This is a genomic window from Novosphingobium sp. Chol11, assembly GCF_900218065.1.
Taxonomy (GTDB): Bacteria; Pseudomonadota; Alphaproteobacteria; order Sphingomonadales; family Sphingomonadaceae; genus Sphingobium; species Sphingobium agri.
Window position 1 is genome coordinate 427,286 of record NZ_OBMU01000001.1, and the last position, 13,555, is coordinate 440,840.

A 13,555-nucleotide genomic window follows, 5' to 3' on the forward strand; every position below is an offset into this window, starting at 1 on the left:
CGGCACGTCCTTACAGCATCCTCGTCCGTTCGAGAAATGGTCAGGGCTTCTTTACGTCCACTGTCGGCACCTCGACCGTTTCATTGCGCGTGCCCACTTCGACCTTGGCAACATCGGCCTGGAATTTGGGGAGCTGACCGCCCTCGACGGCGATCCTGGGCAGGCTGCCTTCCTGGGTCTTTTGCAGATCGACAAAGCCGGTCGCGATGCCGGCGGCCAGCACCAGCAGAACAATCAGCAACAAGCCACCAATGAGTCGCATTGCGCCCTCCTTTCGTCTATCGGCTGCAAACGTCCGAGTGGCGGAAAGGGTTGCGCAAGCGGTCCGATCTCACCGGCTTGGCGGGTTGACGGCCATCCGGAATCCCGCTACTGGCGCCGCTTTCCGAACGAACATGAACTACAAGGTTGATTGACTATGTCGCGCATTTGCGAGCTGACCGGCAAGGGCCGCCAGGTGGGTCACAATGTTTCCCACGCCAATAACAAGACCAAGCGCGTGTTCCTGCCCAACCTGCAGAATGTGTCGCTGATTTCCGAAACGCTGGAAACCACCGTCAAGCTGCGCGTGTCGACCCATGGTCTGCGTTCGGTCGAACATAATGGCGGCCTGGACAACTGGCTGCTGAAGACCAGCGATGAAAAGCTGTCGCTGAAGGCGCGCCGCCTGAAGCGCGACATCGTCAAGAAGCAGGCTGCCGCAGCCGCCTGATTCGGTTCGATTCGTTTCGGCTTTAAGAAGCGGCCTGGCAACGGGCCGCTTTTTTGCGTCCACAAGGAATGAGCGAGGTGTCGTTCGATTTTGGGGCGTCGTATTTCAGTCGGCATAGTCTCGAAAGTCGTTCGCCCTGCGCTTGTCGAAGGGTTCTACTGTTCTCCAGAAAGAAAAAGCCCCTTCGACGGGCTCAAGGCAGGCTTCGACAAGCTCAGCCCGAACGGGTGTAGCGGGCGGAGCAAAGCTACGCTTACTGCTCACGAAGAGCCGGGCGCTCCACGCAGGGCGAATTTCAGGAGCAAGGTGCGCTGGAAGAATTCGTGATTATCGTCTGACGCAATCCAGACGATCGTTTGTCCGTGCTCCCGCGTTATCGCCAGTCCTTCAAAATTGTCCGCCAACAGCGGCGGCGCGAGCCGGGCCAGGGTGCGAGCGATCAGCCGGTCGCCCGGCTTTGGGCGGTCGGGCAGCTCGATCAGGGCGAGCGTCGCCGTGAACAGGTCGCGCAATGTGACGCGGCGGTTCAAAACCAGAATGTGACGATCATCGAGAGCGACGGCATCCGTGGGGCGATAGCCGCGCGGGGCGACGTAGCGGAGGCGTGTGGGCGATGGGGTGCTCTCTTCGGCCGGGTCGGCAGCAAAAAGCAGGCTGTCATGGCTGCCATCCGCCATCATCCCCATTTCCGCGATCACAAGGAAGCGGCCGTCCGGAAGACGCGCCATGGATTCGATCGACCCTGTTTCGGGCCATGCTTCGATTTCAGGCCAAGTGCGACACGCCTCCACCCGCGAAAATCCCGGTGCATAGCGGCAGATGCGCTGGAGCATCTCGAAGCCGACCCAATATCTGTTGGTGACAGCGTCGTGGGCGATCGCCTCTGAATCCCATGCCCACCAAGGCTGGTCCTTATCCTGCGGGCGGACAGGCAGCGGCGCGATGAAAGAATGTCTGTTTTTGGGATTGGGCGTGAGAGCGAAACCCATGAGCGTGCCGGAATCGCTGAGCGCCAGCACCTGATCCTGTTCGTCGACTAGGAGCGAGGATATGCCGCCGAAGCCATGATGCGGGCTGCTCAGCTGCCAGCCTCCCAGATAGTCGAGCGCCCCTGCGCTCCTGTCCGCGGGATCTGCCGAGTTCAGGGACAGGGGACGGACCGTGACGAGCAGCGGGCCCGCTTTGAGCAGTTCAGGCTTGTTCTTGTGGGGCGCTGGCAAAAGCAGGATCGCGAGCAACAGGACGATCAGGATACGGCGCATCGCCTCGCCATAGGCAATCCATCGCACTCCACCAACGGCTGATTGCTCCCCTTGGCGACAGCCGAGCGCTTTTGGTGTAAGGTCGCCGGTCGGGACCAAGGCTTGGTGAGCCCGCATCACAGTGGAAGCGGATATTTTTTCTGAACGGCGGCTGACACGCCCATTCAGGCTTGGCTCAATGCGAATCGGTCAAAAGGGGTGCAATCGAAGGTGCGGCGTCAAAGGCTCACCGGGTCGAGAGCAAGATTATTGAGGAGCACGCCATGAAGACCAAGTTTCTGATCAATATGGGGGCGGCGCTGGCAATGGGCGCTGCTTCCTTCGCCGTCACTGCAGCGCCTGCGCAGGCGCGGGATGGCTGGGGCCGTTACGAGCGCGGCGACTATTATCGTGGCGACCGGGGCTATCGCGGCTACCGTGGCGATTATTATCGCGGTGACTCTTATCGCGGCTACCGGGGTGACCGCTACTACCGCAACAATTATTACCGGGGCTATCGCGGCGGCTATCGCTGTCGGGATAATGGCACGGGCGGCACGATCATAGGTGCGATCGCCGGTGGCCTGCTGGGTAATGAGATTGGCAAGGGCAGTGGCCGCTATGGCCGCCGCGGCGATGGCACCACCGGTGCGATCGTGGGTGCGGGCGTAGGTGCGCTGGCTGGCCGGGCTATCGATCGCGACTGCTGATCAGCCACTTACCGTTGAACAAGGAGGGCTGCCCTGAAAAGGGTGGCCCTTTTCATGTCGTGTAGGCCGCACAAAAGAAAAGGGCCGCTCCGTTGCCGGGCGGCCCTGTTTCCGAAAATCCCGAGGAGGGAAATTACATCGCGTTCGAAGCAGCGTTTTCAGCAGTGTTGCTGACGTTCGAAGCAGCATTGGCAGCGTTCGAAGCAGCGTTTTCGGCAGCGTTCATGGCGTTGTCAGCAGCATTCGAAGCGTTCTCAGCAGCGTTGGCCGAAGCGTTGGCGGCGTTTTCTTCGCCCTTCGAGCAAGCGGCGAGGCCGAGCGATGCGGCGAGAACGAGCGAAAGAGCAATCGACTTGGACATGGGCAAACCCCTCTCAGAGATAAAAACGGTGCAGACCACTCTCGGAGAAAAGTTCACCCCCCTTTGCGCCTGCGGGGCCGATTCGTAATGCGTTGAACGACTCAAGGCAATCCCCATCGTGCGACTCGCGCATTTGCGGGGGTTGAACCGGCGATCGGCCCCGATCTTGCGTACGGCCATTGACGCATATAAAGATTTCTTTATATGGTGGTGTCATGAGCGCCGCACTCGACATCTTTCGCGCCCTAGGCGACCCGACGCGGCTGCGCATCATCTATCTGTTGCGCGCGATGGAACTTGCTGTGGGCGAGATCGCCCAAGTTGTGGGCCAAAGCCAGCCGCGCGTCTCCCGCCATGTCCGCATTCTAGCTGAAGCGGGCTTGGTCGAGCGGCGCAAGGAAGGCAATTGGGTGTTTCTGCGATTGGTGAGGGGCGAGGCGATAGCGCCATTCCTGGCGCTGTTCGATCAGCTGATACCGTCGGAAAGCGAGGAGCTATGGCAAAAGGCCGACCTTGCCCGGCTGGCAGCTGTCCGCGCCGACAGGTCGCGCGCGGCGGAAAGCTATTTTGCTGAACATGCCGAGGAATGGGACGCGATCCGATCGCTTCACGTGCCGGATGTGGATGTCGAAGCTGTGATGACGGCGTTGCTCGGACCCGAAACGATCGGCCATCTGCTCGACATCGGCACCGGCACTGGCCGGATGATAGAGCTGTTCGGGCGTTCGGCCGATCAGGTGACGGCGCTGGATCGCAGCCCCGACATGCTGCGGCTGGCACGGGCCAAGCTGCCGGAAGATGCAGGCGATAAATATGCGCTGGTTCTGGGCGACTTCACGGCCTTGCCTTTGGAGCCGGGCAGCGTGGACACGGTGGTCCTGCACCAGGTTCTGCACTATGCGCAGGCGCCTGAAGCGGTGATCGCGGAGGCCGCGCGCGTCACGACGGGCGGCGGGCGTGTGCTGATCGCCGATTTCGCGGCGCATGAACGGGAAGAGCTTCGGCTGCGCGACCAGCATGCGCGGCTTGGCTTTTCCGATGAGCAGATCGAAAGCTGGTTTGCGGACGCGGGCCTGGAACTGGAACGGGTGGAAGTGCTGCCCAGCCAGGAATTGACGGTAGTATTATGGCTGGGCCGCCGCAGGGGCGCGCGTATCCTGCCCATCGAAGGACGACTTTCCCTATGACCCTAAGCATCCCCTCCAGCGAAGAGGCCGCGCGGGCTTGGCAAGCGCCGCTCTATGCGGATCTGGCAGGCGATCTGAATGTGAGCTTCGAATTCTTCCCGCCCAAGACGGAGAAGATGGAAGAGCAGCTTTGGTCGGCGATCGAGACGCTGACGCCGCTGGCGCCCAAGTTCGTGTCGGTGACCTATGGAGCGGGTGGCTCGACGCGGGAGCGGACGCATAACACGGTGGCGCGGATCGCAAAGGAAACGCCGCTGTCAGCAGCTGCGCATCTCACCTGCGTGGCGGCGAGCAAGGCCGAGATCGACGAGGTGGCCGACGCCTATTGGGACGCGGGCGTTCGGCATATCGTCGCGCTGCGTGGCGACCCGCCGGAAGCGGGCACGAAGTTCATGCCTCATCCGCAAGGATATCAGGGCGCGGCCGAGCTGGTCGAAGGCCTGCGCAAGCGCCATCCGTTCGAGATTTCGGTCGCGGCCTATCCCGAAACGCACCCCGATGCGTCGTGCGCGCAGAGCGACATCGATAATCTGAAGCGCAAGCTGGATGCGGGCGCAACGCGGGCGATCACGCAATTCTTCTTTGAACCGGAAACCTTCTTCCGGTTCCGCGATACGGCTTCAGCGGCTGGGATTACGGCAGACATCATCCCGGGCATCATGCCGGTGAGCAACTTCGCTGCGGTCCAGCGCATGTCGGCGATGTGCAATACCGATGTGCCGGGCTGGATGGGCAAGCTGTTCGAAGGGCTGGACGACCTGCCCGCCGCGCGGCAGCTGGTGTCTGCCACCCTGGCTGCGGAATTGTGCCGCAAGCTTTATGCGGGCGGGGTGCGTGACTTTCATTTCTATACGCTCAACCGGGCGGAGCTGAGCTATGCGATATGTCATCTGCTTGGTTTGCGGCCTGCGAACACGGAGAAGACGGCATGACCGCCGAGGAACGCTTTCGCACCGTTGCCGCTGAAAAGATCATGATTTTCGACGGTGGCTATGGCACGTCGATCCAGAAGCATGGACTGACCGAGGCGGATTATCGCGGATCGCTTGATCTGGCGAAGGACCAGAAGGGGAATAATGACCTTCTGTGCCTAACGCGGCCGGATATCGTCGAGGGCATTCACACCGCCTATCTGGACGCCGGTGCGGACATGATCGAGACGAACACCTTCTCATCCACCAAGATCGCCATGGCCGATTATGGAGCTGAGCATCTGGTGCGGGATATCAACATCGCGGCTGCCCAGATCGCGCGCAAGGCATGTGAAGCTGCGACCGCGAAAGACGGCCGCCCGCGCTTCGTGGCGGGGTCGATCGGTCCGACCAACAAAACGCTGTCGATCTCGCCGGATGTGAATGACCCGGCCTATCGCGAGGTCGATTATGATACGCTGAAGGCCGACTATCGCGAGCAGTGCGATGCCTTGATCGAGGGGGGGGTGGACTTCCTGCTGGTCGAGACTTGCTTCGACACGCTGAACGCCAAGGCGGCGGGCATGGCTGCGCGCGAGGCCGAGGCGGCGGCGGGGCGGCCCGTGCCGCTGATGCTGAGCTTCACCATTACCGATATGTCGGGGCGGAACCTGTCCGGGCATACGATCAACGCCTTCTGGTATTCGCTACGGCATCTGAAGCCGCTGACCATCGGTGTGAATTGCGCGTTCGGCGCGGATTTGCTGCGGCCCTATCTCTCGGAGCTGGCGAAGAATGCCGATACGCTGATCCTGGCTTATCCCAATGCCGGGCTGCCGAACGAGTTGGGCCAATATGATGAGTTGCCGGAGACGACGGCGACCCTGATCCGCCAGTGGGTGGATGAGGGCTTGGTCAATATGGTCGGCGGCTGCTGCGGCACGACCCCTGCGCATATTGGTGCGGTGGCAAAGGCGCTGGCGGGGCATAAGCCGCGGATCGTGCCGGAATTGCCGGTGGTTACGCGGCTTGCCGGACTGGAGCCCATGCACATCGCGGCGTAAAAAGAAGCTCCCTCTCTCCTTCAGGGGAGAGGGTTAGGGAGAGGGGACTGTAAAGGCCGCCTTCCTTGCATTCCCCTCTCCCCGGCCCTCTCCCCTGAAGGGGAGAGGGAGAAGGTTCAGAAGATGACCACCCAATCGACCGCCACTTTCGTCAACATCGGTGAGCGTACCAACGTCACCGGATCGGCCAAGTTCAAGAAACTGATCATGGCGGGCGACTATGCCGCCGCCATCGACATTGCCCGTGACCAGGTTGAGAATGGCGCGCAGATCGTCGATGTCAATATGGACGAGGGGTTGCTCGACGCCGTGGAGGCGATGACGACCTTCCTGAAGCTCATGACGTCCGAGCCGGACATCGCGCGGGTCCCGGTGATGATCGACAGCTCCAAATGGGAGGTGATCGAGGCGGGGCTGAAATGCGTTTCGGGCAAGCCGATCGTCAACTCGATCAGCATGAAGGAGGGTGAGGAAGCATTCCTCGAGCACGCCCGCAAATGCATGGCCTATGGCGCGGCCGTGGTGGTGATGGCCTTCGACGAAACCGGCCAGGCGGACACCAAGGACCGCAAGGTCGAAATTTGCGAGCGCGCCTACAAGCTGCTGATGACCATCGGCTTTCCGCCCGAGGACATCATCTTCGACCCCAATATCTTCGCGGTGGCGACGGGGATCGAGGAGCATAATAATTACGGCGTCGATTTCATCGAGGCGTGCCGCGAGATCAAGGCGCGCTGCCCGCATGTCCATATTTCAGGCGGGCTGTCTAACTTCAGCTTCTCTTTCCGTGGCAATGAGCCGGTGCGGCGGGCGATGCACTCGGTTTTCCTCTACCATGCCATCCCGGCGGGGCTGGACATGGCGATCGTCAATGCCGGGCAGCTGGACGTCTATGACGCCATCGACCCGGCGCTGCGCAAGGCGTGCGAGGATGTGCTGCTGAACAGCGATCCGGAAGCGGGCGACCGGCTGGTCGAACTGGCCGAAAGCTTCAAGGGCAAGGATGCGGCGTCCGAAAAGGCGGCTGAGGAATGGCGCGACTGGCCCGTCGCCAAGCGGCTGGAACATGCACTGGTCAAGGGCATCGACAGCTGGGTGGTGGAGGATACGGAAGAAGCGCGCCTGGCCGCCGAAAAGCCGATCCATGTCATTGAAGGCCCGCTGATGGACGGCATGAACGTGGTCGGCGACCTGTTCGGCGCGGGCAAGATGTTCCTGCCCCAGGTGGTGAAGTCTGCGCGCGTCATGAAGAAGGCGGTGGCACACCTACTGCCCTTCATCGAGGCGGCCAAGGAGCCCGGCGCGAAGGGCAAGGGCAAGATCATCATGGCGACCGTTAAGGGCGACGTGCATGATATCGGCAAGAACATCGTCGGCGTCGTGCTTCAGTGCAACGGCTTTGAAGTGATCGACATGGGCGTGATGGTGCCGTGGCAGGACATCATCAAGGCAGCGAACGAGAATGACGCGGACATGATAGGCCTGTCCGGCCTCATCACCCCGTCGCTCGACGAGATGGTCACGGTGGCGGCGGAAATGCAGCGGGCCAATATGACGATGCCGCTGCTGATTGGTGGCGCAACCACTTCACGCGTGCATACCGCGCTGCGCATCGACCCGGCCTTTGCTGGTCCGGTCGTGCATGTATTGGACGCCAGCCGCGCGGTCGGCGTTGCGACGGCTCTCGTGTCCGAGACGCAGAAGACCGACTTCGTCCAGAGGACGAAGGATGATTATGCCCATGTCCGCGCCGCGCGCGAGGGCAAGGGGCAGAGCCAGTTGCTCTCGATCGAGGACGCGCGCGCCAATGCATTCGAGATGGATGAGGCGCTGAAGGCTCCCCGCCCGCTGCTGCCGGGTATTCACAGCTTCCCCGATTGGGATTTGAAAGACCTCATCACCTATATCGACTGGACGCCTTTCTTCCGGGCCTGGGAACTGGCGGGCAATTATCCGGCGATCCTGCAGGATGAGGTGGTTGGCGAAAGCGCGACGAGCCTCTTCAACGACGCGCAGAAGATGCTGGACCGGATCGTCAGCGAAAAGTGGCTGACGGCGCGCGGCGTGGCCGGGCTATGGCCCTGCCGCCGCGAAGGTGATGACATCATCGTCCATGTCGAAGACGAAAAGCATGTCCGCCTGCCGATGTTGCGGCAGCAGATCGCCAAGCGTGAAGGGCGGGCGAATATGTGCCTGGCCGACTTCATCAGCCCCAATGGCGACTGGATGGGCGGTTTTGCTGTCTCGATCCATGGTATCGAGCCGCATCTTGCGCGCTTCAAGGCGGCGATCGATGATTATTCGGACATCCTTTTGAAAGCCTTGGCCGATCGTCTGGCCGAAGCCTTTGCCGAGCGGCTGCATCATTATGTTCGGACGGCACTGTGGGGCTATGCCGAAGGCGAACAGCTGACCAACGAGGCGCTTATCCGCGAGCAATATCGCGGTATCCGCCCGGCTCCCGGCTACCCGGCCTGTCCGGAGCATAGCCTCAAGCCGTTGCTGTTCGACATGCTCGACGCCCATCATGCGACGGGCGTGACGCTGACGGAGAGCTTCGCGATGCTGCCGACAGCGGCGGTCAGCGGCTTTTATTTCGGACATGCGCAGGCGGAATATTTCGGTGTGGCGCGGGTTGGGCGCGATCAGTTGGAGGATTATGCGCAGCGACGCGGGATCGATGTGGAGACCGCCGAGCGCTGGCTGCGGCCGAACCTGGATTGAGGAGCGACAAGCGCATGATCCGCTTTTTCCCCTACTGTGCGCTCCTGTCAGGGCTGATGATGGCAGGTTGTGCCTATGATCAGCGTACGCGCCACGATGCGGCCATGCCGGTCGGCGCCGCTTATGTGGCAATGGGCAGTTCCTTTGCCGCAGGACCTGGGATTGCGCCTTCTGCCGGGAGCAAGCCGGCCCTGTGCGCGCGGTCGGCGAATAATTATGCCCAGCAATTGGCGAAGCGGCGGGGGCTGCAGCTTGATGATGTCAGTTGCAGCGGGGCGACGACGCGCGGTGTGCTTGATGGCTGGGCGGGGATTGCGCCGCAGATCGATGCGTTGACGCCGGAGACGCGGCTCGTCACGATAACCATCGGCGGTAATGATGTCGGCTACATCGGGGGGGTGATGGCGGCATCCTGTCAGAGGGCGAATGCGGCGAGCAGCGTCCGTTGTCCGCCCGCTGTCCCGGCGACCGAGGAGAAGTGGGCGGCGCTGGAAGCTGCGCTTCGCCGGATCGCGGACGAGGTGCGGCAGCGTTCGCCAAAGGCTCGGCTGATCTGGGTCGATTATCCTGCCGTCCTGCCCGAGCGGGGCGGTTGCGCGGCGGCGCCGCTTTCGCCGGAGCAGGCGGATGGGGCGCGTCAGATAGCGAAACGGTTGGCGGCATTGACGGCACGGGTGGCGCGGGAGACGGGCGGGGCGATCCTCGCTGCATCGCGCCTGACCAAGGGGCATGATGTTTGCGCGCCAGATCCGTGGATGAACGGCTATCCTGTTCCAGGGAAGCCGGTGAGCGCGCCTTATCATCCCACGCTGCCCGGCATGACGGCGATCGCGGATGCGCTCGACCGGATGCTGGGCAAATAAGGCCGCGCCTACCGCTTCTCGTGGTTCGCGGCCACGGCCTTCGCGACTGCCTGCATCAGCTGCCAGCGGACCGGGATAGGCTCTGTCGTGCTGCCGATCATCACCGCCACGGCATAGCTGGTGCCGTCGGGCGCGGTCATGATGCCGATGTCGTTATAGCCGGTCGAGCGTGGAGCCAATTCCTGGCCCGTGCCGGTCTTGTGCAGATATTTCCAGCCGGGAGGCACGCCGCCCTTGATGCGCTGCGGGCCGGTCTTCGCCTCGCTCATGATCGACATGAGCAACTGGCTTGACGCGGGGGACAGCATCTCGCCTTCCTTGAGCTTTGCCAGCGCCTTGACGATCGAGGAGGGCGCGGCGCCGTCCGGCGGATTGGAAAGATAATTGTCGAGTGCCTTGGTCCGTACCGACATGGGCAGGCGGGAACGGGCGGCGTAGAAGTTGCGGCCGATCGAATAATCCTGCCGCCAGTCCAGTCCTGCCGTCGCGGACTGCAGCAGCCTTTCTCCCGGACCGAAACGCACATCCTTGATCGTGCGCCGCGCCAGATAGCTGCGCACCGCTTCGGGGCCGCCGACCGCGCGCAGCAGCGTGTCGTTGGCGGTATTGTCACTCTGCGTCATCGCCCGGCGCATGAGGTCGGAATAGCTGGTCGTCCAGCCGCTGGTCCCGACGAGCGCGGCGGTCGGCTGGTGGAAGAGGGTGAGGTCCTTGCGCGTGATCGTGGTCGTGTCGGTCAGGCGGATCTTGCCCCGGTCGACCGCGTCGAGGAAGGTCATCGACACCCAGAGCTTCGATACGCTCTGCTGCGGGAAGAGCGAGGTTCCGTTCCACGCGACGGTCCAGTCGGCGCCGATGCGGCGGACGGCGATGCCGACCTTGCCATTGAAGCTCTGCCCGAGGTTGCGCACGACGCTGACGAGGGCAGGCGGCGGGGTCTGGCGTTGATCGACGTCGAGTTCGTCGAACGTCTTGGGCGGGTTGGCGACGCGCTTGATCGGGAATGTGGCCGTCGTGGGCTGCACCTGCCGGGCGGCGCTGGCTTGCGGCTCCATGGGAGCGCTGACGCACGCGGAAAGTGCCGCAACCAACAGGATGAGGCGGAGCGATCCCCCGTCCGGACGCAGGCTGCGCCCCTTATTTCGCTTGTCCATGAATATCCCCGACTTCTCCTTCATTTAGGCCTGCGGCACCCTTCGACTGACAAGGACGATGCGACGAATGATTCCACATTTGCGATGTAAGGAGCCTGAACGATATGCCCGAGCAGCGCTCACCCGCCGTTAAGCAGGGATGGGCAAGGAAGGGCGCATGGACGGACGGATCATCGACAGGCGGGCATTGCTGCGGGTGGGCGCGGGCGCTTGCGCCGGGCTGATATTGCTGCGGCACCAGAGCGCGTCGGCTGCGCCCTTCGCATCGCGCCGGATCGCCGTGACGACGCGCGGGACGGGGCGCGACGTGATCCTGATCGCGGGGCTCGCCAGCGGGCCGTCGCTGTGGAGCGACATGATGGCGAAGCTGCCCGGCTATCGCTGGCACCTTGTCCATGTGCGCGGCTTTGCCGGGCTCGCAGCCGATGCCAATGCGAGCGGGCCGCTGGTGCAGCCGCTGGCTGATGAGATTGCGCGCTACGTCAAGGCGGCCGGGCTCGTGCGGCCTTCGGTCATCGGGCATTCGATGGGCGGCACGCTGGCGATGATGCTGGGGCTGAAGGCATTGGCAGGACGGATCATGGTGGTCGACATGCTGCCGGAGGGCGCGGCGATGGTCGGCGGCACGGCGCGGGGCATGGGCTATCTCGCCAACCAGCTGAGCCAGTATTTCACCGGCACCAAGGCGGGCCGGGCTTATCTGGCGCAGATCGTCGCGGATTCGCCGGGGGCCAAGGGGAGCGATCCTGATGTCATCGCCAATGCGCTTCGCGATCTCGCCAATGTCGATCTGGGGCCGCAGCTTGGACGGATCGCCGTGCCGATGGAGGTGGTCTATGCGGTCGGGGCTGACGCCACGCAGTCGGCGCAAATCGCGCGCAATTTCCGCAGCGCCTATGCGGCCAAGAAGGACCTGAAGCTGACGCCGATCGGGCCGAGCGGCCATGTCATCATGGCGGACCAGCCCGCGCGGTTCAGCGCCGTGGTGAAGCGGTTCCTGTCGAGCTGAGCCGACCGCCATCAGGGCGCGAGTACCGTGTCGACCGCTTGCGGAAGCATGTCGGGATAGTCGAGCGTATAGTGCAGGCCCCGGCTTTCCTTGCGGCGGAGCGCCGAGCGGACGACGAGACGGGCGACCTCCAGAAGGTTACGTAACTCGATCAGGTCGGGCGTCACGCGGAAATGGCCGTAATATTCGTCCACTTCCTTGGCGAGCAGGTCGATGCGGTGCTGCGCGCGCTCAAGCCGCTTGGTGGTGCGGACGATGCCGACATAGTCCCACATGAAGCGGCGGATTTCCTTCCAGTTATGCTGGACGATGACCTCTTCGTCGCTGTTGGTGACGCGGCTTTCGTCCCATGGGTGGATCGCTGGGGGCGGCGGCAGTTCGCCCCAATGGGCGCGGATATGGCGGGCCGCCGCCTCGCCGAAGACGAAGCATTCGAGCAGCGAGTTGGACGCGAGGCGATTGGCCCCATGCAGGCCGCTTTCGGTGACTTCGCCAGCAGCATAGAGTCCCGGCAGGTCGGTACGGCCGTCCAGGTCGATGATGACCCCGCCGCAGGTATAATGCTGCGCCGGGACGACCGGGATCGGCTCCTTGGTGATGTCGATGTCGAGGTCGAGCAGCCGCGCGTAGATGGTGGGAAAGTGGGTGCGGACGAATTCGGGTTCCTTGTGACTGATGTCGAGATGAACATAGTCGAGGCCGAGCCGCTTGATTTCATGGTCGATGGCGCGTGCCACCACGTCGCGGGGCGCAAGTTCGGCGCGGGGGTCGAACCGGGGCATGAAACGCTCGCCGCCGCCGGGGACGCCGGGGGGGAGCTTCAGGTGACCGCCTTCGCCGCGTACCGCTTCGGTGATCAGGAAATTCTTGACCTCCAGATTATAGAGGCAGGTCGGGTGGAACTGGTTCATTTCCATGTTGGAGACGCGGCAGCCGGCGCGCCAGGCCATGGCGATGCCGTCGCCGGTCGCGCCGCGCGGGGCGGTGGAGAAAAGGTAAGTGCGGCCCGCTCCGCCGGTGCAGAGGATCGTCGCACGGCCAAGCAGCGCGTCGACATGCTTGGTCCGCTTGTTGAAGGCGTAGACGCCCCAGACATGACCGTCGCCCGAATAGCGCTCGCCATGGCGGGAGGTGATGAGGTCGATGGCGACCATATCCTCCATCAGGGTGATGTTCGGGTTGGCGCGCGCGGCCTTGAGCAGGGCCACCTGCACGGCGTGGCCGGTCGCGTCGTCGACATGGACGATGCGGCGGTGGCTGTGCCCGCCTTCGCGCGTCAGGTGCCAGCGTTCTCCGAACTCTTCGCCGCCGTTGAAGGGGACTCCCAGTTCCGCCAGCCTTTCGATGGCGGCGGGGGCTTCGGAGACGACGAACTCCACTGTCTCGCGGTTGTTGAGGCCTGCGCCTGCGACCATCGTGTCGTTAACATGGGCTTCGAAACTGTCGCCCGCGTCGAGGACAGCGGCGATGCCGCCCTGTGCCCAGTTGGTCGAGCCGCTGTCGAGCGCTGCCTTGGCGAGGACGACCACCTTGTGATCCTGTGCCAGGTTGATGGCGGCGGTGAGGCCTGCCGCGCCGGAGCCGATGATGACGACGTCGTGGGTGGTGGTGGGCATGGA

At 63.2% G+C, this 13,555-nt stretch carries 13 protein-coding genes; 8 read left to right on the forward strand and 5 right to left on the reverse strand.

Annotation, left to right across the window (positions count from 1 at the left end):
* Positions 1 to 40: 40 nt before the first annotated feature.
* Complete coding sequence (locus NCHOL11_RS02070; RefSeq protein WP_097090847.1) at positions 41 to 262, reverse strand: hypothetical protein; 222 nt, start codon at positions 260 to 262, stop codon at positions 41 to 43.
* A 156-nt stretch (positions 263 to 418) separates the two neighbouring features.
* Here NCHOL11_RS02070 and rpmB point away from each other — a divergent pair, with 156 nt between their 5' ends.
* Positions 419 to 712 carry a 50S ribosomal protein L28 gene (gene rpmB / locus NCHOL11_RS02075; RefSeq protein WP_097090848.1) on the forward strand — a complete coding sequence of 98 codons (294 nt, stop codon included), beginning with the start codon at positions 419 to 421 and terminating at the stop codon, positions 710 to 712.
* A gap of 260 nt (positions 713 to 972) precedes the next feature.
* Here the strand turns inward: rpmB and NCHOL11_RS02080 are convergent, their stop codons facing one another.
* Positions 973 to 1,974: an esterase-like activity of phytase family protein gene (locus NCHOL11_RS02080; protein ID WP_097092662.1), complete on the reverse strand. Its 1,002-nt coding sequence runs from the start codon at positions 1,972 to 1,974 to the stop codon at positions 973 to 975.
* Positions 1,975 to 2,237: 263 nt separating this feature from the next.
* On the opposite strand from NCHOL11_RS02080, the gene NCHOL11_RS02085 reads away from it, so the two are divergent.
* Positions 2,238 to 2,663 (forward strand): glycine zipper 2TM domain-containing protein, encoded by a 426-nt coding sequence (locus NCHOL11_RS02085; protein ID WP_097090849.1) that lies wholly within the window; start codon positions 2,238 to 2,240, stop codon positions 2,661 to 2,663.
* A 133-nt stretch (positions 2,664 to 2,796) separates the two neighbouring features.
* Here NCHOL11_RS02085 and NCHOL11_RS18770 read toward each other — a convergent pair whose 3' ends face one another.
* The gene (locus NCHOL11_RS18770; protein ID WP_097090850.1) at positions 2,797 to 3,024 is read right to left on the reverse strand and encodes a circumsporozoite protein; all 228 of its coding nucleotides are present in this window, start codon (positions 3,022 to 3,024) and stop codon (positions 2,797 to 2,799) included.
* Between the two features lie 215 nt (positions 3,025 to 3,239).
* On the opposite strand from NCHOL11_RS18770, the gene NCHOL11_RS02095 reads away from it, so the two are divergent.
* The 5 genes from NCHOL11_RS02095 to NCHOL11_RS02115 all read left to right on the forward strand — a co-directional run bounded on the left by NCHOL11_RS02095 (position 3,240) and on the right by NCHOL11_RS02115 (position 9,773).
* Positions 3,240 to 4,211, forward strand: coding sequence for an ArsR/SmtB family transcription factor (locus NCHOL11_RS02095; protein WP_097090851.1), 972 nt, complete (start codon positions 3,240 to 3,242; stop codon positions 4,209 to 4,211).
* Positions 4,208 to 5,143, forward strand: coding sequence for a methylenetetrahydrofolate reductase (gene metF, locus NCHOL11_RS02100; protein ID WP_097090852.1), 936 nt, complete (start codon positions 4,208 to 4,210; stop codon positions 5,141 to 5,143). The genes NCHOL11_RS02095 and metF overlap by 4 nt, the downstream gene beginning before the upstream one ends.
* The gene (locus NCHOL11_RS02105) at positions 5,140 to 6,186 is read left to right on the forward strand and encodes a homocysteine S-methyltransferase family protein (protein WP_097090853.1); all 1,047 of its coding nucleotides are present in this window, start codon (positions 5,140 to 5,142) and stop codon (positions 6,184 to 6,186) included. The genes metF and NCHOL11_RS02105 overlap by 4 nt, the downstream gene beginning before the upstream one ends.
* A 123-nt stretch (positions 6,187 to 6,309) precedes the next feature.
* A complete protein-coding gene (metH, locus tag NCHOL11_RS02110) occupies positions 6,310 to 8,910 on the forward strand; it encodes a methionine synthase (RefSeq protein WP_097090854.1) in 2,601 nt (866 codons plus the stop codon).
* Between the two features lie 14 nt (positions 8,911 to 8,924).
* Positions 8,925 to 9,773 carry an SGNH/GDSL hydrolase family protein gene (locus tag NCHOL11_RS02115; RefSeq protein WP_097090855.1) on the forward strand — a complete coding sequence of 283 codons (849 nt, stop codon included), beginning with the start codon at positions 8,925 to 8,927 and terminating at the stop codon, positions 9,771 to 9,773.
* Positions 9,774 to 9,781: 8 nt separating this feature from the next.
* Here the strand turns inward: NCHOL11_RS02115 and NCHOL11_RS02120 are convergent, their stop codons facing one another.
* Entirely contained in the window at positions 9,782 to 10,927 is a 1,146-nt protein-coding gene (locus NCHOL11_RS02120) for a serine hydrolase (protein ID WP_255254681.1), read from the reverse strand.
* A gap of 157 nt (positions 10,928 to 11,084) precedes the next feature.
* Here NCHOL11_RS02120 and NCHOL11_RS02125 point away from each other — a divergent pair, with 157 nt between their 5' ends.
* Entirely contained in the window at positions 11,085 to 11,936 is an 852-nt protein-coding gene (locus tag NCHOL11_RS02125; RefSeq protein WP_097092663.1) for an alpha/beta fold hydrolase, read from the forward strand.
* A gap of 11 nt (positions 11,937 to 11,947) precedes the next feature.
* Here the strand turns inward: NCHOL11_RS02125 and nadB are convergent, their stop codons facing one another.
* Complete coding sequence (gene nadB / locus NCHOL11_RS02130) at positions 11,948 to 13,552, reverse strand: L-aspartate oxidase (RefSeq protein ID WP_097090857.1); 1,605 nt, start codon at positions 13,550 to 13,552, stop codon at positions 11,948 to 11,950.
* Between the last annotated feature and the right edge of the window lie 3 nt (positions 13,553 to 13,555).

Bases quoted from the DNA above. Each gene is read 5' to 3' on its own strand.
- NCHOL11_RS02070 (WP_097090847.1), bottom strand. From the start codon at position 262: ATGCGACTCATTGGTGGCTTGTTGCTGATTGTTCTGCTGGTGCTGGCC.
- rpmB (WP_097090848.1), top strand. From the start codon at position 419: ATGTCGCGCATTTGCGAGCTGACCGGCAAGGGCCGCCAGGTGGGTCAC.
- NCHOL11_RS02080 (WP_097092662.1), bottom strand. From the start codon at position 1,974: ATGCGCCGTATCCTGATCGTCCTGTTGCTCGCGATCCTGCTTTTGCCA.
- NCHOL11_RS02085 (WP_097090849.1), top strand. From the start codon at position 2,238: ATGAAGACCAAGTTTCTGATCAATATGGGGGCGGCGCTGGCAATGGGC.
- NCHOL11_RS18770 (WP_097090850.1), bottom strand. From the start codon at position 3,024: ATGTCCAAGTCGATTGCTCTTTCGCTCGTTCTCGCCGCATCGCTCGGC.
- NCHOL11_RS02095 (WP_097090851.1), top strand. From the start codon at position 3,240: ATGAGCGCCGCACTCGACATCTTTCGCGCCCTAGGCGACCCGACGCGG.
- metF (WP_097090852.1), top strand. From the start codon at position 4,208: ATGACCCTAAGCATCCCCTCCAGCGAAGAGGCCGCGCGGGCTTGGCAA.
- NCHOL11_RS02105 (WP_097090853.1), top strand. From the start codon at position 5,140: ATGACCGCCGAGGAACGCTTTCGCACCGTTGCCGCTGAAAAGATCATG.
- metH (WP_097090854.1), top strand. From the start codon at position 6,310: ATGACCACCCAATCGACCGCCACTTTCGTCAACATCGGTGAGCGTACC.
- NCHOL11_RS02115 (WP_097090855.1), top strand. From the start codon at position 8,925: ATGATCCGCTTTTTCCCCTACTGTGCGCTCCTGTCAGGGCTGATGATG.
- NCHOL11_RS02120 (WP_255254681.1), bottom strand. From the start codon at position 10,927: ATGGACAAGCGAAATAAGGGGCGCAGCCTGCGTCCGGACGGGGGATCG.
- NCHOL11_RS02125 (WP_097092663.1), top strand. From the start codon at position 11,085: ATGGACGGACGGATCATCGACAGGCGGGCATTGCTGCGGGTGGGCGCG.
- nadB (WP_097090857.1), bottom strand. From the start codon at position 13,552: ATGCCCACCACCACCCACGACGTCGTCATCATCGGCTCCGGCGCGGCA.